The following is a 17,594-nucleotide window of genomic DNA, read 5'->3' on the forward strand; positions in this document are numbered from 1 at the left end:
CAATAAATATCGGCCTCTCATAGAAGTTCACTACCCCATAAAGTTGCCATGGTATTCAATAAAAACAAACTATTAAGGAGTAATACTATGCGATCAACACACACATTAATAGCCGCGTTAAGCTTATTCACTTGCTTATGCGTAAGCGCAGAGAAAGGTAGCGATAAGCAAGTGCTGTACAGCAATGAGCAACAAATCGAGTTTCAAGCCAACAGCGGAGAAACAACGGATGCCATAGCTGGGCACCTCTGGGTGCCTGAAAACAGGAATAACCCCAACAGCAACAAAATTAGAATCAACTATGTGCGCTTTCCTGCAACCGGCAGCAATAAAGGTTCACCTATCGTGTATCTATCTGGTGGCCCCGGTGGTTCAGGGACCGCGACTGCCAAGTGGCGAAGATTTCCGTTATTTCAAGCACTAAGAGAGTTTGGTGATGTTATTGCGCTAGACCAAAGAGGCACGGGGCAGTCAGAGTAAACTGCTCCTTGCGTGTCTAGTGAACACATTGCGCTTAACTCTGTTACCACTGAAGCGCAAATTGCAGACCGTTACCGCAAAGCTGCATTAGAATGCTTTACTCAATGGAAGTCTCAACATATTGATATATATGGTTATAATACCGCTCAGAACGCGCTAGACATAAACGACTTACGAAAACACCTAAAAGCTGACAAAGTATCACTTTGGGGGATCTCTTACGGCAGCCATCTGGCACTCAGTGCCATAAAAGCGATGCCAGCGCATCTTGACAAAGTAATTATCGCCAGTGCTGAAGGGCTCAATCAGACCGTTAAACTACCTCACCAAACCGATCAATACTTTGAAAAAGTTCAAGGAATTATCAATCAGCAAGCACTTAAACAACAAGTTTCGGATCTACCCGCTTTGATGCGCCGAGTGCACAGTAAACTTGAGCAACAGCCTATTGCACTTCAAATTACACAAAAAGACGGCTCAAAAACACCCATGTTATTTCAAAAGCATCATATTCAGTCGTTAGCTAGCATGATGATTGCCGATCCTAACCAATATCTTGCCATGCTAATTCACGTTTATTTAGGTTTAGATAACGGTAATACCGAGCTGTTAAAGCATATTTTACAGCGTGGAATGTTTACCGATGAGCCCATTACATTCAAATTGATGCCGCTGGCGATGGATGTGGCTTCAGGGATCACCGCTAAACGCCTTGCAAAAGTGACAACCCAATCGCCAACAGCCTTGCTTGGCGACAAGCTTAACTTTCCAATGCCAACACTTCACTTGATAGATAAAAAACTAGATTTAGGTGATGATTTTAGAACCGCTCCCCTATCCAGCATCCCAACTTTATTGTTTACAGGGAGTCTAGACGGTAGAACGTATCCAGAAGAACAACTTGAAGCTGTGAGAGGATTTACAAATTTGACCCAGATTATGGTCAACAATGCGGGCCACAACCTTTATACAAGCTCACCCTTGGTGCTCGCCAGAATGCAAACATTCTTAAGCGGAAAACCCGTCAGTGCAGAAGCAATCCAACTACCGCTACCAAAACTTGCGCTGTCAGCACCGTAATTCGAAAAAACGACTCTAAGTGAATTGAAAAAGCAATTCACTTAGAGCGGGCTATCATCAACAAAGTTGTTGATAGCCCATAAGCTTGAGTATAATCAGGCTTTTGGCCTCTTACATCCATAGCATTATGAAAAAGCTCTCAAAAGTACAAGAAAAACAACAAGCCTTGGTACTGACCATTGCAGACAAACTCGAGGAACAAGCTCGTGCAGAAATTCCCGGCATGGTGCAATGTTGGTTTGATGTGGAATATCACTTGTTCCCCGGCTCATTAATACTCTTTTTCCAATTTGAGAATGAACAAGCATTGGAAGCCGCAAAGCCAGACCTTCTTAAATGGCAAAAGCGTTTAAGCGCCGCCATGCTGAAAAAAGGGGTGATTTTAAAGGATATGCGTAAACATTTAACCTTTACTTTGCTTGGTCCCGAGGATTAAAACTGCCGATAAAATCTAGCCGGACAACTGAACGCTATTCGGCGAGTCGATATTAACAGCTCTCATTCGCCATAGTGTTGACGCCACAATTGATTGCTAAAACGATGATTGGGAATGAGTTCTTGCTTTAAAGCAAAAAATGCTTTTGCATTTGGATTGGATTTTTTCAGCTTATTGACTGCAATCCTCCAGCTCCAAAGGTTCTTATCGATTGCAAATTCCATATTGCGTTATTTTCAAGTAAGCTGCTAAAGCTCCTTATAAATCTCAAAAAAGAGGAAAGTACGTTGGATAAGAGAATTGAACCTGAGCTTCCCAGTATTACGCCAGATTTAGATCAGGTTGAAGCCTATAAAAACTCCACCACCCAAGCGAGCCATAAAACCTCAGCACCAAAAGAAAGTACCAAACAAACAAGCCAACCCGCCAAAGGTATGGGGATGATGAATTGGTTGGGTGCAATCTCGATTATTGCGTTGGCTGCTGCGGCGTTTGCGCTCTACCAACAAAACTTAACAACCCAGGCACAATTACTCGAGTCAACAAAGCGCATTGCCGAGCTTGAACATACCCTCACCGCCACAGATGAAGAGATGGACTTGTCCGCGGGTGCAATGCAAGCAAAATTGAACACACTAACCGAGCGCACAGACGAGCTTTGGTCACAGATGGATAAACTATGGGCGTCAGCGTGGCGAAGAAACCAATCAGACATCAAAAAGCTCGAAGAGCAAGCAAGTAATAACGCTAAAAACCAGACCAGTACGACTACCAAAGTAGAAACACTATCGCAGAGTCAAACAGAGCTTGCTTTAAAACTATCGCTATTAGAAGAACAACAGCAAGCCGCTAGTGTGCTAAAAAATCAAATTGCAGCCATTAATGGCGATGTTGATCAGTTAAAGTCTCAAGCGCAAAGCAGAGACTCTAAACAGATAGAGATCGGCGCAAGCCTTACCCAAATAGAGATGACACAAACCGCACTGGCAGAAAAATTAGAGCGTTTGGAGCGTAAATTGGCAGCAGCCCCCACAACTCAAACGCAACCAAAAGCGAATTAATCCGTCATTATCAATGGTACATTAGCAATATGAGTTGGTAGCGAACTCGCGCAACCAACTCAGCTTTTATTCTCTTCGGCATTCACAAAGTCCCTCGCCAGTTCACAAAATATAACGTAAAATATCCTATTACATTCCTGTATTTATTCGCGCGTAAGCTTTACGCTTAAATCAATACACATTATCTACTCAGGCATACTGTTTTGCCGATTGAGTATTTCTTGCTTGAAGGCAACTATGAAAAAGACATTTGAACTAATTCACCCTAAAATCAAACTTGAAAGACGCGTTGACGCGGTTAAGCATGAACTTAAAAAATACCTAAAGCGCGAGCGCAACAAAACTTTGCCAGCGGGCGCTGATTATTGGGATTTTGATTGTAAGTTTGGTAACACAGAAGCAGAAGCCGAGCCGGTGCACCTATCACAACTAAACAAGTTGATTGATAAAACGCAAACTGAAAACCTCACTTCCTTTTATGTTGAGATTTTAGCAAAGCCAGGCTATAGAAAATCAAACGATTTATCTGACGATGAGTTAGAAGACTACTAAGCCCAACTTCTGTAGGTCGAGCTTTAGCTCGACAACATCACCTGCTCTCCCCCAACAATACCAACTGGCACAAAATCACGCGCATGATACAATCGCTCGTCGAATTTTTGGTGGCGCTACTGCCGGTATAGTGAGAATTAAAAAGTATGAGCGAGTCATTTGTAGCAATCGGATTAGTAAACCCTAAATCACCAACCAATGTGGGTGGCGTATTACGGGCCGCAGGTTGTTATGATGCGCAAGCCATCTACTTTAGCGGCAATCGTTACGCAAGGGCTGCAAAATATCATACGGATACAAAAAACGTTGCCGATAACATTCCCATCAAACAAGTTGATGATTTCATCAGTTTAAAAGTAGCAGGCCGTGCACTTGTCTGCGTTGAGCTGGTAGAGGGCGCAACCCCACTGCCACAGTTTGCTCACCCCGACAACGCGTTATACATTTTTGGTCCTGAAGATGGCAGCCTGCCACAAGAAATCGTGGATGCCGCTGATGCCGTGGTGTATGTACCAACCACAGGCTGCATGAACTTAGCCGCGACAGTCAACGTGTTGTTATACGACCGTATGGCAAAACGCTCAACGGGATTTGATGCTAGTCAGATACTCACCAGCCGCGATATCAATAACCGCCTAACAGTTGGATAAGTTTTTGCTGTAAGCATCTTTTTATTTTTGACTAACCCGCTCTTTGTCCGGGTAGTGATTTGCATTTTTTAGGCTTTGTAAGTCATCAAAACGTACTCCGTGCTGAGCCATAACTGGGCGTACTTTTTTACTTATCAATTGCCGAATATAAAACGGTTGATTAGGTACAAAGTGATGGATCGTGTGCGTACGGCCAAAATCAAAACAAAATAACTGAAACGGTAAAAACCAGCGACTGGTGATCACATGGGTCTGCTCTAACACATTACTCACGCCGCCATAATAATGCATTGAAGATGTGACGAGGTTTAAAGATGCTGAGCGGATCATATTAGGCACAATCAGCACCACCATTAAGAACTCAGCAACCGCTAGTAACTCTGCTCCCCACCTAGGTAATTCAAACGGTTGTATAAATTGCAGCACGTAATAAGCAATCACACCATATAAAGTCGCAAAATAAGCCGTGGCAAGCGGAAAACCAGCATTAAAGACCTGCAAAAACTTAAAACCCTTGATTTCTCGACTAAACCGCTTGGCATTCAATAATAAACCTAGCAATCCATCTGTAACCACCACAGCTCGCAACCAAGGAGATTGGATACCATTACCCACCAAGCGCTCTTCTAAGTCTTGTTCAGTACCAGACATTTTATGGTGATGTAAATGAATTTGCCTGCGATACCAAGGATTCACCGTATTTGGCCGCATAAGCCACACCGTCAACATCATAAAATGATATACAAATGGGCGGTCACTAAAATACAGCTTGTGGATCAAGTCGTGCTCAAGTTCATGAGAAATAGAGGTAATAAGAGCCGCCAAGATAATACACAGCCATGCAGGAATAACGGCAAAATAGTAAAGCGAGGCAACACCAATTAGCGCACTTAACGACAACAGCAAAATCACCATAGCAATACCGTTTTGCTGATTTAAAATAGGATAACGCGTTCGAAGTGACTGCTCTTCAGCTTGGATAGCAGTCACTATCGCTTTGATATTCTGCCTCGCCGTTAATGTTGGCATTGGTCCCTTTACTCACCTTTTGATATCAAGATCATAACGAAAACTCCTACTACCGAAGCAGCGGCTTTATGCCGCGACAACTTTAAAACAGCAACGCAACACCTAAACTCCGCGCTTCTATTGACTATCGTCCATCTCACATTGTCGTAGCAGCGGCTTTACGCCGCGACAACTTTAAAACAGCAACGCGACACTTAAACTCCAGGCTTCTATTGACTATCGTCCATCTCACATTGTCGTAGCAGCGACTTTAAGCCGAGACAACTTTAAAACAGCAACGCAACGAAACACCCAAACTCCGCGCTTCTATTGACTATCGTCCATCTCATATTGTCGTAGCAGCGGCTTTACGCCGCGACGGTTTTTCAAACATCGATACAAAGCAATACCTAAACTCTACACTTCTATTGATTATCGTCCATCTCGTATTGCTTCAAAATGGCCAACATGCTCTCTGGAATTGGCGATTTATTCCCTGTTTTCATATTAAACATCACCACATTCGCATACCCCGTTGTGCATACTGCTTGTTGCGATTCGCTAAACGCCTCATAGCGCATGGTAAAGCGGTCTTCTTTGATATCGGTAATATATGAGCCAATATACAAGGTATCTGGAAACGTAACTGGTCGCTTGTATTGCGCGTACGTATCACGTAAAACCGGACTATGGGTAGGTTCTGATAATACAGAAAGTAAGCCCGTTTGAGTCAAAAAATCGATTCGCGCGGTTTCAAAATAGCGAAAATACGACACGTTATTCACATGCCCCAACGCATCCATTTCTCCCCACACCACATTCACTTTGGTGGTGATTGCAAACTTTTCTAAAAATTCCTGCATGATGTTGCCTTTAATTTTGTTTATTGAACTCGAGAGTAACAACTCATCGTACCAGCAACAAGGTTAACGAGATAGTTTAAGGCAACTTGTCAAAACAAAGAAAGCAAAGCCAGCATTTCGCAGTGCAACCTTACGCCCCCCGTAGGTCGCCATTGATGGCGACAAATAATACACCCACTCCCTTTGATTTCGACACAACGGTAAATATAAGCGCAATCCCTATCATTCAATCTCACAAAAAATTGACGCCTTTTTGTGGGAACAACACCCAAGACAAATCACTAATAATTTTTCTCAATACTTTCAATATATAAGCAAACAGCAGAGCAATATTTATAAGCTTGGTTTAAAAAATGCATCTGAAATCAAAATCAGAATTAAACTTAAGCATGTCACCAATATGAACAACAGCACAAATACAGTTTATGTACTGAGCGGTTACGCCAAATGCGCCATCACTCAGCAAGGGAAATACAAACTTGGTAACAAACACTCCATCGGCCTGCTAACCACAGACGAAAACTACGAAGATAACATCAATAAACTTGAGGCCTTTATTAAAGATTTAGGTTGGGAGTCCATTACGTTTTGCATGGTTGAAACTGTTAACGACATCAGCACCCTATCCAACGACGTTTTGGTATCCAGTTTTCTTAGAGCTCAGCAAAATGGCCAATCGTTAGTAGTAAACGATCTCCCTATTACCGTCCATTAAGGCGGTAAATGCACACTACAAGGCCTGCAACTAAAGTATTAAGCAATTCTACATCGCGTTGAGCCAAACCGAGTAGGAGCGGCTTCACGCCGCGATCTTCAGGAGCTTGCCAGCGACTACGAACAATTCGTAGCAGCGACTTGTTTTTTGACCCCGCCCTGCAATTTTACCTTTCGCCGCTTTGGCGATGAAAAGCAGCAGACTAATCTATTCAACGCCGAGCTGAATTTGACCGGGTGGGAGCGGCTTTACGCCGCGATCTTTCGTGATTGCCAGCGGCTACAAACAATTCGTAGCAGCGACCTTATGTCGCCTTGCCGACGATCAAAAAGAGAAGCTTAAATTACACGCAAATCACATAATTTAATTAAATTGAACATTTTGCATAGAAAACCACAATATTATCAATAAACTTAAACTTTGAACTCTAACATGTATACATTAAGGGCGAGTGATGCTAAACACAGTTTTGGTAAACTACTTCCAAGTGCTCAACGAGAGCCTAAAAAATTAACAAAAACGACGAAGATGCTGTTGTCCGTTTTCCCTCTCGTGACGCGCCTCCACTTTCTCACTTTGCATGTAAAGTGCAGTAGTTACCCCTACAAGAATATTTGTATTACGCTAAATTCATCATGGACATAGCAAGTTTACTTCTATTAAAGTCTTTCATACATCTTACTTCTTACCTTGTTCCCAATCGTCTACCAAGCCAACAGGTAAATTATTTACTCCATTTGAGCGATAATGTGCAATTTCAAATCCACTGTGTTTTTTAGCTACCTCTGGTGGTAAATCATTATCAACCAATATTATCTGGCAAAGCTTTCCTTTCTCTTCAAAACTCTCGGCTAAATCTAAAAGAGACTCAAACAGATTTTTATATTTATCAGGATCAGACACTCCTTCGTTTTCATCTGCTTTAAGATCCGTATCAAATGCTTCGTCTTCAGGCGTTTTTCCTAAGAACTTTCCGACCGTATCAATCATCATCAAACTAGGTAAGTTTGTGTTGGTATTTAATTTAGCTTCCATAATCGAAGCTAGATAGCCAATTGAAGTAATAGTTCTTAAACCACCAGAGTTAATATTTCTGTATTCAATATTTCTCACTATCGGTAAAAAGCTCTTCTCACTAATAGATACACCAAATTGATTATTAATTTTTACATTTTGTAAGAATAAATCTAAAGAAACTGCCAGTTCAGATAGAACAGAAGACATTGAAGGAGAGCTTTTTAACATTTCCTCCAATCGCTCTTTTAATTGAGTGATATTGGATTCGATACGACCAATATGCTCAGCGATACTTCGTTGTCTATTTCTAACTTTCAACGCGTTTACAAATTTATCTCTTCGCTCAACAAGCTTTGCACTTTCCTTTACCAATACATCTCTTTCAGCCAAAAACGGAGTAACAGCATTCGCTAACTCTTCATCTATGTATTCTTTCGCCTTTGACTTTTCTCTGTAAAGCTCGTTTAGGGTTTGCGTGGTCTCTTCAAGTTCCTTTCTATTTTCTGAAATTAAAGCAGTTACATCTTTAGACCGTCTTACTATAGAGTTTAACTCATGCTTGAGTTTGTTTTCTTCGGAGATATCAAACTCTTCAGAGACATCACTCAGATTTATTGTATTATAACAAATCGGGCAACTTGAAGTCGTATATTCTTGTTTTCCAATTGCATTTCTTGCTTGTGACGCAGCTTTCAGCTTTTGAATATCGTTTTGATAATCGTTACTTAAACGCGAAAACCTTTCTATGTTTCTCTCAGCATGACTCTTAACATCTTCGAATCTCTTGATATCTAGATTAATAATATCTAATGCTTCTTTAAGTCCACCGTAAAGTTCATTATTGGATACCATTTTGTTGTTAAGTTCTTTTAGCTGCCTATCTAGATCTTCTTTTAACTCATCAATCAGCGTTATCTCTTCATCTATAGCCGATGTTTGCTCAAACTCTATTTCTGACAAAAATTTTGAAATGACCCTATACTGACTTTCCAGGTCCGACTTTTCCTTTGTCTTAGTCGATATATCAACCTCAAGATCTGAAATATTTGTGTCTAAAACATTAAATATGTACTTCAATACTTCCCTATTTTTCACTTCAACAACAGGATTGCCAATGTTAAGCATGTGAGTGCTACCGACATCATCTTGGTTTAAGTACATATATTTGAATAAGTCTAAAAAGCTTAATCTAGCAGTGTCTGAATTGTCTTTTGTAGGTGCTTGTTTTAATTTAACTACTGGAAAATTCAGTTCTTCTAGCAGAAAATCTGAAAGACTTTTCTTTTCATTTGTACTCCTAGAAACTGACGATACATATTTTTCCGGAAAGTTTTCTTCTAACTTGGTGTATCGACATGAATACACCTCGACATCTTTAGTCGAATTGTATAGGTCTCGAATAATACAATATGGCGTTCCATTAATTTCGACTTCTAATACAGCATATTTTACAGATGACGAAATCTCATGGTCTAACTTACTCTGTTTCCCACCTAGTAAATAATAAACAATTCTAAGAATACTAGATTTACCTGTATCAGCATCCCCATAAATTATGTTAACTCCCGGGTAAAAAGGAACTGTATAATTTTTTCTATGGCCAACTAACACTAGTTGCTTTAGTAATAATCCTTGCTGAGTAGTCATTTTTATCCTTGCTTCAAGACTGAATTAATATAAGTACTTATCTTGGATGAGTTTTCTGACTGCAATTTAGCCAAACTATCAATAAAATCATTAATTTTTTTGTAGTAACCATCAGTAAACTCTTCCAATATCGAGAGACCACTGTCATTTAATTCAAGCAAAAAGCCTTCTTTTTCATTAAATGAAACTTGAATATATCCTTTAACCGACAAAGCTTTTATCAACTTAGTAACTTTATCTCGGTTAAATAACTCATCTAGATTTGGTGCTATTGTATCAACAGTAAAGTAGTCAGTTTGTTCAATTAGAAACTGCTTTTTTCCTGCTTTCGATAACACTTTATTCAGGAAAACCGGTCGAGTGACCAAAAAATAAAACGTCTGAATTTTATCAATTGTTAAAACTGCTTTTCCACGCTTGGTTCGAGCTAATTTTCCGATAATTAGCATTAGAATTCCCGCATTGTAGTAAAAGTCTCGCTCTGGCTGCAAAAAAGGTAGGCTACTCATAGCCTTTTTCCTTTAAGTTCTCTTTCATTGACGCAATATTAGTATTTTTGTCCCACCAAATAGTTTCAGCTTCACTGTTAGCTAATTGATGCAGCATTCCTTGTTTATGAATTGCGTTTAAAAATGGAACTAGAGTTTTCAAAAACTCTTTATCTTCTTTCATTATTTGCTCATGAACATCAGCCAATAACAACCCTGAATTAGGAATTCCATCATGAACATATTTGGTATAACTATTTTGATAAACTTTCTTAATTTTCTTGTACAATTCAGCCAATCGTTTCTGATCTGAGGCACTGCTGAAGATTTTTCGAATGTACTCAGCATTTAAGAATACTTCTTTGGCATCGCGTATTGATGTTTTATGGACGTCAGCAGCCAATAGCTTCAATACGAAAAGCTCATCACTGTACTCATCGTCATTGCCTAGAGCCTGAATTTCAAAGCCACTTATTGCAGGATCACCATCTCGATAATCTAAAATCAGTTTTTTAACTGCAACAAAAATCGTAGAGTTTTCGTTATCTGGCTTAGTAATACTTGAGTGGTTTTCATCTACACTAATTACATCTGATACTTCTTTATCTGCAGGTACAGCGCTAGTTTTATCTACAATGCTGTCGCTTGTACCATAGAAGTACTTCGTTGTTGGCCTTAGAGAAGTTTTTAACCAGTAATCATTTAGTTTATGAATAAAGCCATTTAAAGGTTCCAACCCCTCTATTTGTAAATTATTACTTATTAAATTCCCATATGTAGCTAACTTAGCCCCTTGATGGGGTACAGCTAGTGATAGAAACATTTTAACCTTTGACACTGACTTTTCTTCTAGATCTTTAATAATTAGACTTTTAGTTACAAGGCCTCCCATACTGTGGGCGATGACAAACACGGATTCATATTTTTCTAACCTAAATCGAAACTCAGTGCGTAGTAAATTGGAAATTTCTTCTATGCTGGAGTTATTTCTTAATTTCCCATGTGATGTACCAAAAAGTTTTTTCAATAACTTAGATGTATTACTAACTTTAGCGAAAAGATTTGTTAATTTAGTGAAATAGGTGAACTGTGCAATATCAAAGTGATCAGATATTTCTTTGTCTTGAAGTAACAACGTAGGAAAAGAAACTTTACCGTTTAAACTCCATGTGTCAGAGCCTCCAGTGAAGCCATGAACGAACAATATAAGGTTGGAGCCACTACTCTTTTCGGAAATAAACTCGATCATTTTCACCTTCCTTAGTATTTAAGTTGGAACAACAACTCCCAACCTGATAATTTTGTTAACTTATGGTATACAAAACCAACTTTATGTAAAGATTAATAAGACCAAAAACATGAATTAACCTCTCTTAGGGGTCTTGTAAAGACTACCCAGTAAATCCTTCTCCTTATATCGCGTCAGAAAAAATTGATGATCAATATCAGCGTATAGCGAGATTTTATTCCCGACAAATTTCAAGTACTCAATTCCCTTAAGGAAATGCGCTGCAAGCCAGAATGACAAAGTGATCTGCCATTATGACGTTTACGTTTTTATTAATTTTCTGTTTGAAAATTAAGCGTAGCATTGGTGCCGTCGGGATGACTAGCGATCGATGCGTAACGTAGCAACGCAGCGCGAGGAAATGGAGGTATGGATGGCGACCTACGTAGAGATTTGGTGTGAAGTCTAAGTTATGCGTCGTTATAAGGGATCGCGGCGTGAAGCCGCTCCCACAAACCAAGAAAAGAGTCAAACATGAGCCACCACCAAATCCATATCCACAAAAAAGCCGCTCTTTTTACAAAGGGCGGCTTTTCAATATTTGCTAAGTCGCGCTCAAGCGCGACCTACAAACCCTTACGCATCGCGGTAAGTATCAACCGCTGGGCAAGAACAGATTAGGTTACGGTCGCCGTATACGTCGTCGATACGGGTTACCGTTGGCCAGAATTTGTCTTTTGCTACGCTTGGTACTGGGAATGCAGCTGCGAGGCGATCATATGCACGGTTCCAGTCGTTGCTTAGTACGTCTGCTTGCGTGTGTGGTGCAAATACTAATGGATTGTCTTCGATAGACCACTCGCCTGATGCAATCTTGTCGATTTCACCTTTGATAGAAACCATAGCTTCGATAAAGCGGTCGATTTCTACCTTAGACTCAGATTCCGTTGGCTCAACCATAAGTGTGCCCGCAACTGGGAACGACATTGTTGGTGAGTGGAAGCCGTAGTCTTGTAGACGCTTAGCAACGTCCATTTCGGTAATGCCAGTTGCTTCCTTCAGTGGGCGAAGGTCAACAATACATTCGTGAGCAACGCGGTCGTTACGGCCACGGTATAGAATTGGGTAGTGCTCGCTCAACTTAGCCGTTAGGTAGTTAGCGTTTACGATTGCCATTTCAGTGGCTTGCTTAAGGCCTTCACTGCCCATCATCGCGATGTATGCCCACGAGATAGGTAGAATAGCAGCAGAGCCGTAAGGTGCCGCAGAAACCGCGCCGTTACCTACGTTTGTGCCTTCTACGTTGATCACGCTGTGGTTAGGCATAAATGGCGCTAGATGCGATTTAACACCGATAGGACCAACACCTGGGCCACCGCCACCGTGTGGAATACAGAATGTTTTGTGTAAGTTTAAATGTGATACATCAGAGCCGATTGAACCTGGGCTAGTTACCCCAACCTGCGCGTTCATGTTTGCGCCATCCATGTATACTTGGCCGCCGTGCTGGTGCACGATGTCGCATACTTCACGGATAGATTCTTCGTATACACCGTGTGTAGACGGGTAAGTGACCATGATGCACGATAGGTTTTCAGCTACGTCTGCGGCTTTCGCGCGTAGGTCTTCCATATCGATGTTACCGTTTTTATCACAGTCAACCACAACCACTTTCATGCTTGCCATTTGTGCAGACGCTGGGTTTGTACCGTGCGCTGAACTTGGGATCAAACAGATATTACGGTGACCTTCACCGCGAGACTCATGGTACTTACGGATCGCGATAAGACCTGCGTATTCACCTTGTGCACCTGAGTTTGGCTGTAGTGATACTGCGTCGTAACCTGTGATGTTCACAAGCCAGTCATGCAGCTCAGTCATCATGATCTTGTAACCTTGTGCTTGATCGATTGGGCAGAACGGGTGTAGCTCTGCAAACTCAGGCCAAGTCACTGGGATCATTTCAGCGGTTGCGTTTAGCTTCATGGTACACGAGCCCAATGAGATCATTGAGTGGTTTAGTGCTAAATCTTTGTTTTCAAGACGCTTGATATAACGCAGCATCTCAGTTTCGCTGTGATAGCTGTTGAAGTTAGCATGCGTTAAAATTTCGTCGTCGCGCACTAGGCTTGCAGGAATACCTGTGATGTTCTCGCCTGATACTTGTGCGTCTAGCGCATCTACATTTAGGCCGTGGTCGTCGCCTAAAATGATGTCAAATAGCTCAGCTACGTCCGCACGCGTTGTGGTTTCGTTTACTGCAATTGAGTATTCGCCGTTGTGGTTAAGGGCAAAGTTCACGCCTTTTGCTACGGCACGCGCCACAACCGCTTGCTTGTCAGCGTCGTCCGCTTTAACAGTAATAGTGTCAAACCACGTATCGTGCTTAAGTGCCACGCCTTTTGCTTTAAGACCCGTTGCAAGAATGCTTGCAAGACGATTAATACGCTCAGCGATGATCTTAAGACCTTGAGGACCATGGTAAACCGCGTAAAACGCAGCCATGTTCGCAAGTAACACCTGTGCAGTACAGATGTTTGAGTTCGCTTTTTCACGGCGGATATGCTGTTCACGTGTTTGCATCGCCATACGTAGCGCGTCGTTACCTAAACGGTCTTTAGACACACCAATAATACGGCCTGGTAGTGAACGCTTGTAAGCATCACGCGTGGCAAAGAATGCCGCGTGTGGACCGCCGTAACCCATAGGTACACCAAAACGCTGTGCAGAACCAAGCACTACGTCTGCGCCTAGTTTACCTGGTGCTTTAAGTAGCATTAAGCTCATGATGTCTGCGGCAACACAGGCAATCGCTTTTTTGTCTTGTACTTGTGCGATTAGGTCAGTAACGTCGACCACTTCACCTGATGTTGTTGGATACTGGAATAGCGCACCAAAAATCTCGTGGTTAGCAGCGTCGCTAGCAGGACCTACTACTACTTCAAAACCAAACTGCTCAGCACGCGTAGATACTACGTCGATAGTTTGTACGTGTACGTCGTCGGCAATAAAGAAGATGTTTGCTTTTTTCGCTTTAGATACACGTTTTGCAAGCGCCATTGCTTCTGCCGCTGCGGTGGATTCATCAAGTAGTGATGCACTGGCTAAGTCTAGGCCGGTAATGTCCATAGTCAGCGTTTGGAAGTTAAGTAGTGATTCCAAGCGACCTTGCGCAATCTCTGGCTGATAAGGGGTGTAAGCAGTGTACCAACCCGGATTCTCAAGTACGTTACGTAGGATAACGTGAGGTACGTGAGTTGGGTGGTAGCCTTGACCGATATAAGATTTGAAAACCTTGTTTTTGCTTGCTACTGACTTCAAGTAGCTTAGGGTTTCCACTTCTGTGCGGCTTTCACCGATCTGTAAGCCCTCTTCTAAACGAATTGAAGCAGGTACAGTTTGACCGATCAGCTCTTCAACACTAGATACTCCAAGAGCGCTTAGCATCTCGCTCACCTGTGCTGGGCTTGGCCCAATATGGCGGCGGATAAAATCTTGCTTTTGCTCTAACTGTTCAAGAGATTTGGCGTTTGACATTAGTCCAGGTTCCTATGATCCAAATGAAAAAGGTGAATACTGTTTTTATCTAAATGAGATACCTTGGTAACGGCAGTATTCTAAAAACGTTGGCATGATCTCGTCATACCTTGAGCAAGCACCCTTGCCCAAAAAGCAACAATAAAAGCCCCTAAAAAGGGGCTTTTATTACTATCAACAAATTAGTCTTCGTCGATTGAATTTGCGTAGCCTTCAGCGTCTAGTAGGTTATCTAGCTCAGACTCATCAGACGCTTTAATACGGAACAACCAACCGTCGCCGTAAGCATCGTTGTTTACAGTTTCAGGCGCATCTTCTAGGTCTTCGTTGATTGCAACGATAGTGCCGCCGATTGGTGCGTAGATGTCTGATGCTGCTTTTACAGACTCAGCAACTGCGCAGTCTTCACCCGCGTCAACTTCATCGTCTACTTCTGGTAATTCAACGAATACCATGTCGCCTAGAAGTTCTTGTGCGTGCTCAGTGATACCTACTGTGTACTCGCCATTGCCTTCAGCGCGAACCCACTCGTGTGAAGTAGCGTACTTTAACTCGCTAGGAATGTTGCTCATTTTTTTGTTCCTTTGGTCGGTTGCGATGTCACCCCGTGAGCGACATCAATGTTATTCTATTTATTATCTATAAAAACTAGATAATTGACTTGCCGTTACGAACGAAGCTTGGCTTAACTACTTTAACATCAACTAGCTTCTTACGCATTTCAACTTGTGCAGTCTCGCCAATTGAACGAGGTACACGCGCAAGCGCTACACTGAAGCCTAAAGTTGGTGAGAATGTACCAGAAGTAATAACACCTTCGCCACCTTCTACGATAACTTTAGAACCACCACGTAATACGCCTTTGCTTTCTAGGACTAAACCTACCAGCTTATCATTGCTTTGCTCAGCACGTTGTTTAGTGATAGCTGCACGACCGATAAAGTCACGCTCCTCTGGCTCCCATGCAATTGTCCATGCCATGTTCGCTGCAAGTGGAGACACCGTCTCGTCCATGTCTGAGCCGTAAAGGTTCATGCCCGCTTCTAAACGTAGCGTATCACGTGCACCTAGGCCAGCTGGACGCACACCTGCGTCTAATAATTTTTGCCATAAGTCCGCCGCACCATCGTTGTGTACTACGATCTCATAACCCTCTTCACCAGTGTAGCCCGTTGTTGCGATAAATAGGTCGCCAGCTTGCACACCAAAGAATGGCTTCATGCCTTCAACAGCCGCTTGTTGTTGTTCGTCTAGGATAGTTGCTGTTTTTGCTTTTGCGTTTGGACCTTGTACCGCAATCATCGCGTACTCAGGACGCTCAGTAACTGTCACTTCAAAATCTGCTGCTACCGCACCGATATGTGCAAGGTCTTTTTCGCGTGTTGCAGAGTTAACGACTAGGCGATATTGCGTTTCAGTGAAGAAGTAAATGATAAGGTCATCAATTACACCGCCCTGCTCGTTTAGCATGCCTGTGTATAGCGCCTTACCAGCCACAGTAAGCTTAGCTACATCGTTTGCAACAAGCTTTTGTAAAAATGCCTTTGCGTCTACACCTTCGATATCAACAATCGTCATGTGTGAAACGTCAAACATGCCCGCGTCAGTACGCACCGCGTGGTGCTCCTCAATTTGTGAGCCATAATTGATTGGCATTTCCCAACCGTGGAAGTCTACCATTTTCGCGCCAGCTTCTAGGTGCTTCGCGTGTAGTACTGTTTTAGAAGTCATACTTATCCTTCACTTTTTTACTCAGCCGCCATCGGTTGGCGCTGAGGGGGTTATTGTTATCGCGCTTACGATAACTGCACGGAATTTATGAAACGAGTTTAAAACCAGCGTCAGTGAGCGTCGTTTGCCACTTATCTAACACAGCAGCTTGCGCAATCAACTGATACTGTTGCTGTTCGTCCACCAGCAAGGTCGTAATAAATACTTCACCGCTTTGCTTGCCATAGCAGGCATTTTTATCTGAGATCCTAAGGCCTGGCGTTAACGTAAAGTCACTGACTAAACGCTCAAACGCAAGCTCACCGCTTATGGTGGCGGCAACTAAATCATGACGGCGAACCAGTTCAATATCAAACTCGTCAGCATGGCTATCAATCAGTGTTGCCAGCTCAGCGGCTGCACTTTCACTTGCAACAAAACGGTAAGCCGTTTCACTAAAATAGTACACGGCGAAATTTTCGCCACTGTCTAGTTTGCCTTGAAAACCCAAGCCAGGTGCCATTAACTTATTCAAGTTAAGTGCAAGAATTTGGCTTAAGAAAGGCGTGGTCTCAAAGCCGCTGAAATCAAGTACAACAACAGCATCAGTTGGCATGTAATGGTTTTGCGCCGGAACACTGCCCTGACGGTGCTTTGCAAAGATAATTGGCGTGACGCTCATGGCACTACCTTAGTGAAATTTCGATGAGCAAAAGTATAAGGATGCGCAAACTCAACAACAAATTGTATTTACTTATCAATTGATAAATAATATTAATGTACTTGGGTTTTATAAATTGCATTTCCTTATATGAAAAACTTATCAATTGATGGATTAAGAACGCTGGTCACTGTGGTTGATGTCGGTGGCTTTGCCAAGGCCGGTGAGTTGCTTGGCTTATCTCAGCCAGCTGTTAGCTTGCAAATCAAACGTTTAGAAGACATGCTAGGTTGCAAGCTGTTTAAAAAGCAGGGTCAAAGGCAGGTGTTGAATCAATATGGTGAGCTACTTTTGCCCCTAGCCAAACAAATGCTGCAGCAGAACGATGCAATTATTCAGCAATTTACCTCTGAGAGTGTGACAGGCCGAGTGCGTTTGGGCATTCCCAGCGAATTCGCAGC

General features: G+C 42.2%; 18 protein-coding genes. 8 read left to right on the forward strand and 10 right to left on the reverse strand.

Annotated elements, in window-relative coordinates; all coding sequences use genetic code 11:
• The first annotated feature begins 87 nt into the window (after positions 1-87).
• The 3 genes from MHN32_RS13115 to MHN32_RS13125 all read left to right on the forward strand — a co-directional run bounded on the left by MHN32_RS13115 (position 88) and on the right by MHN32_RS13125 (position 1,996).
• Entirely contained in the window at positions 88-480 is a 393-nt protein-coding gene (locus tag MHN32_RS13115; protein ID WP_239421954.1) for an alpha/beta hydrolase, read from the forward strand.
• A 12-nt stretch (positions 481-492) separates the two neighbouring features.
• Entirely contained in the window at positions 493-1,560 is a 1,068-nt protein-coding gene (locus MHN32_RS13120) for an alpha/beta fold hydrolase (protein WP_239421955.1), read from the forward strand.
• A gap of 127 nt (positions 1,561-1,687) precedes the next feature.
• Complete coding sequence (locus tag MHN32_RS13125) at positions 1,688-1,996, forward strand: hypothetical protein (RefSeq protein WP_102056286.1); 309 nt, start codon at positions 1,688-1,690, stop codon at positions 1,994-1,996.
• 62 nt (positions 1,997-2,058) lie between these two features.
• On the opposite strand, the gene MHN32_RS13130 is transcribed toward MHN32_RS13125, so the two are convergent.
• Positions 2,059-2,220, reverse strand: coding sequence for a hypothetical protein (locus tag MHN32_RS13130; RefSeq protein ID WP_158299106.1), 162 nt, complete (start codon positions 2,218-2,220; stop codon positions 2,059-2,061).
• Positions 2,221-2,283: 63 nt separating this feature from the next.
• Between MHN32_RS13130 and MHN32_RS13135 the strand changes: the two genes are divergently transcribed.
• The 3 genes from MHN32_RS13135 to MHN32_RS13145 all read left to right on the forward strand — a co-directional run bounded on the left by MHN32_RS13135 (position 2,284) and on the right by MHN32_RS13145 (position 4,259).
• Entirely contained in the window at positions 2,284-3,057 is a 774-nt protein-coding gene (locus tag MHN32_RS13135) for a hypothetical protein (protein ID WP_239421957.1), read from the forward strand.
• A gap of 237 nt (positions 3,058-3,294) precedes the next feature.
• The gene (locus tag MHN32_RS13140; RefSeq protein ID WP_010370561.1) at positions 3,295-3,609 is read left to right on the forward strand and encodes a DUF6172 family protein; all 315 of its coding nucleotides are present in this window, start codon (positions 3,295-3,297) and stop codon (positions 3,607-3,609) included.
• Positions 3,610-3,755: 146 nt separating this feature from the next.
• Complete coding sequence (locus MHN32_RS13145) at positions 3,756-4,259, forward strand: RNA methyltransferase (RefSeq protein WP_045961974.1); 504 nt, start codon at positions 3,756-3,758, stop codon at positions 4,257-4,259.
• 21 nt (positions 4,260-4,280) lie between these two features.
• Here the strand turns inward: MHN32_RS13145 and MHN32_RS13150 are convergent, their stop codons facing one another.
• A complete protein-coding gene (locus tag MHN32_RS13150; protein ID WP_239421959.1) occupies positions 4,281-5,288 on the reverse strand; it encodes a fatty acid desaturase in 1,008 nt (335 codons plus the stop codon).
• Positions 5,289-5,692: 404 nt separating this feature from the next.
• Entirely contained in the window at positions 5,693-6,130 is a 438-nt protein-coding gene (locus tag MHN32_RS13155) for a thioesterase family protein (protein WP_239421961.1), read from the reverse strand.
• 400 nt (positions 6,131-6,530) lie between these two features.
• Here MHN32_RS13155 and MHN32_RS13160 point away from each other — a divergent pair, with 400 nt between their 5' ends.
• On the forward strand, positions 6,531-6,845 hold the full coding sequence (locus MHN32_RS13160) for a hypothetical protein (protein WP_239360390.1): 315 nt from the start codon (positions 6,531-6,533) through the stop codon (positions 6,843-6,845).
• Between the two features lie 678 nt (positions 6,846-7,523).
• Here MHN32_RS13160 and MHN32_RS13165 read toward each other — a convergent pair.
• From MHN32_RS13165 to MHN32_RS13195, 7 genes are all read right to left on the reverse strand, one after another.
• A complete protein-coding gene (locus MHN32_RS13165) occupies positions 7,524-9,509 on the reverse strand; it encodes a hypothetical protein (RefSeq protein ID WP_239421962.1) in 1,986 nt (661 codons plus the stop codon).
• A 2-nt stretch (positions 9,510-9,511) separates the two neighbouring features.
• Positions 9,512-10,018, reverse strand: a complete 507-nt coding sequence (locus MHN32_RS13170) for an ABC-three component system middle component 4 (protein ID WP_239421964.1) — start codon at positions 10,016-10,018, stop codon at positions 9,512-9,514.
• Positions 10,011-11,246: an ABC-three component system protein gene (locus MHN32_RS13175; protein WP_211868154.1), complete on the reverse strand. Its 1,236-nt coding sequence runs from the start codon at positions 11,244-11,246 to the stop codon at positions 10,011-10,013. Before MHN32_RS13175 ends, MHN32_RS13170 begins: the two co-directional genes overlap by 8 nt.
• Before the next feature lie 615 nt (positions 11,247-11,861).
• Positions 11,862-14,762 carry an aminomethyl-transferring glycine dehydrogenase gene (gene gcvP, locus MHN32_RS13180; RefSeq protein ID WP_235368617.1) on the reverse strand — a complete coding sequence of 967 codons (2,901 nt, stop codon included), beginning with the start codon at positions 14,760-14,762 and terminating at the stop codon, positions 11,862-11,864.
• Between the two features lie 182 nt (positions 14,763-14,944).
• The gene (gene gcvH / locus MHN32_RS13185; RefSeq protein ID WP_239421966.1) at positions 14,945-15,334 is read right to left on the reverse strand and encodes a glycine cleavage system protein GcvH; all 390 of its coding nucleotides are present in this window, start codon (positions 15,332-15,334) and stop codon (positions 14,945-14,947) included.
• Between the two features lie 76 nt (positions 15,335-15,410).
• Positions 15,411-16,493, reverse strand: a complete 1,083-nt coding sequence (gene gcvT, locus MHN32_RS13190; RefSeq protein ID WP_239421968.1) for a glycine cleavage system aminomethyltransferase GcvT — start codon at positions 16,491-16,493, stop codon at positions 15,411-15,413.
• An 85-nt stretch (positions 16,494-16,578) separates the two neighbouring features.
• A complete protein-coding gene (locus MHN32_RS13195; protein WP_174170825.1) occupies positions 16,579-17,154 on the reverse strand; it encodes a hypothetical protein in 576 nt (191 codons plus the stop codon).
• A gap of 129 nt (positions 17,155-17,283) precedes the next feature.
• Here MHN32_RS13195 and MHN32_RS13200 point away from each other — a divergent pair.
• On the forward strand, positions 17,284-17,594 hold a 311-nt coding region (locus tag MHN32_RS13200; RefSeq protein WP_239421970.1), incomplete at its 3' end, for a LysR family transcriptional regulator.

Source organism: Pseudoalteromonas sp. Of11M-6, from assembly GCF_022347905.1.
Classification (GTDB): domain Bacteria; phylum Pseudomonadota; class Gammaproteobacteria; order Enterobacterales; family Alteromonadaceae; genus Pseudoalteromonas.

Bases quoted from the DNA above. Each gene is read 5' to 3' on its own strand.
- MHN32_RS13115 (WP_239421954.1), top strand. From the start codon at position 88: ATGCGATCAACACACACATTAATAGCCGCGTTAAGCTTATTCACTTGC.
- MHN32_RS13125 (WP_102056286.1), top strand. From the start codon at position 1,688: ATGAAAAAGCTCTCAAAAGTACAAGAAAAACAACAAGCCTTGGTACTG.
- MHN32_RS13130 (WP_158299106.1), bottom strand. From the start codon at position 2,220: ATGGAATTTGCAATCGATAAGAACCTTTGGAGCTGGAGGATTGCAGTC.
- MHN32_RS13140 (WP_010370561.1), top strand. From the start codon at position 3,295: ATGAAAAAGACATTTGAACTAATTCACCCTAAAATCAAACTTGAAAGA.
- MHN32_RS13145 (WP_045961974.1), top strand. From the start codon at position 3,756: ATGAGCGAGTCATTTGTAGCAATCGGATTAGTAAACCCTAAATCACCA.
- MHN32_RS13150 (WP_239421959.1), bottom strand. From the start codon at position 5,288: ATGCCAACATTAACGGCGAGGCAGAATATCAAAGCGATAGTGACTGCT.
- MHN32_RS13155 (WP_239421961.1), bottom strand. From the start codon at position 6,130: ATGCAGGAATTTTTAGAAAAGTTTGCAATCACCACCAAAGTGAATGTG.
- MHN32_RS13160 (WP_239360390.1), top strand. From the start codon at position 6,531: ATGAACAACAGCACAAATACAGTTTATGTACTGAGCGGTTACGCCAAA.
- MHN32_RS13165 (WP_239421962.1), bottom strand. From the start codon at position 9,509: ATGACTACTCAGCAAGGATTATTACTAAAGCAACTAGTGTTAGTTGGC.
- MHN32_RS13170 (WP_239421964.1), bottom strand. From the start codon at position 10,018: ATGAGTAGCCTACCTTTTTTGCAGCCAGAGCGAGACTTTTACTACAAT.
- MHN32_RS13175 (WP_211868154.1), bottom strand. From the start codon at position 11,246: ATGATCGAGTTTATTTCCGAAAAGAGTAGTGGCTCCAACCTTATATTG.
- gcvP (WP_235368617.1), bottom strand. From the start codon at position 14,762: ATGTCAAACGCCAAATCTCTTGAACAGTTAGAGCAAAAGCAAGATTTT.
- gcvH (WP_239421966.1), bottom strand. From the start codon at position 15,334: ATGAGCAACATTCCTAGCGAGTTAAAGTACGCTACTTCACACGAGTGG.
- gcvT (WP_239421968.1), bottom strand. From the start codon at position 16,493: ATGACTTCTAAAACAGTACTACACGCGAAGCACCTAGAAGCTGGCGCG.
- MHN32_RS13195 (WP_174170825.1), bottom strand. From the start codon at position 17,154: ATGAGCGTCACGCCAATTATCTTTGCAAAGCACCGTCAGGGCAGTGTT.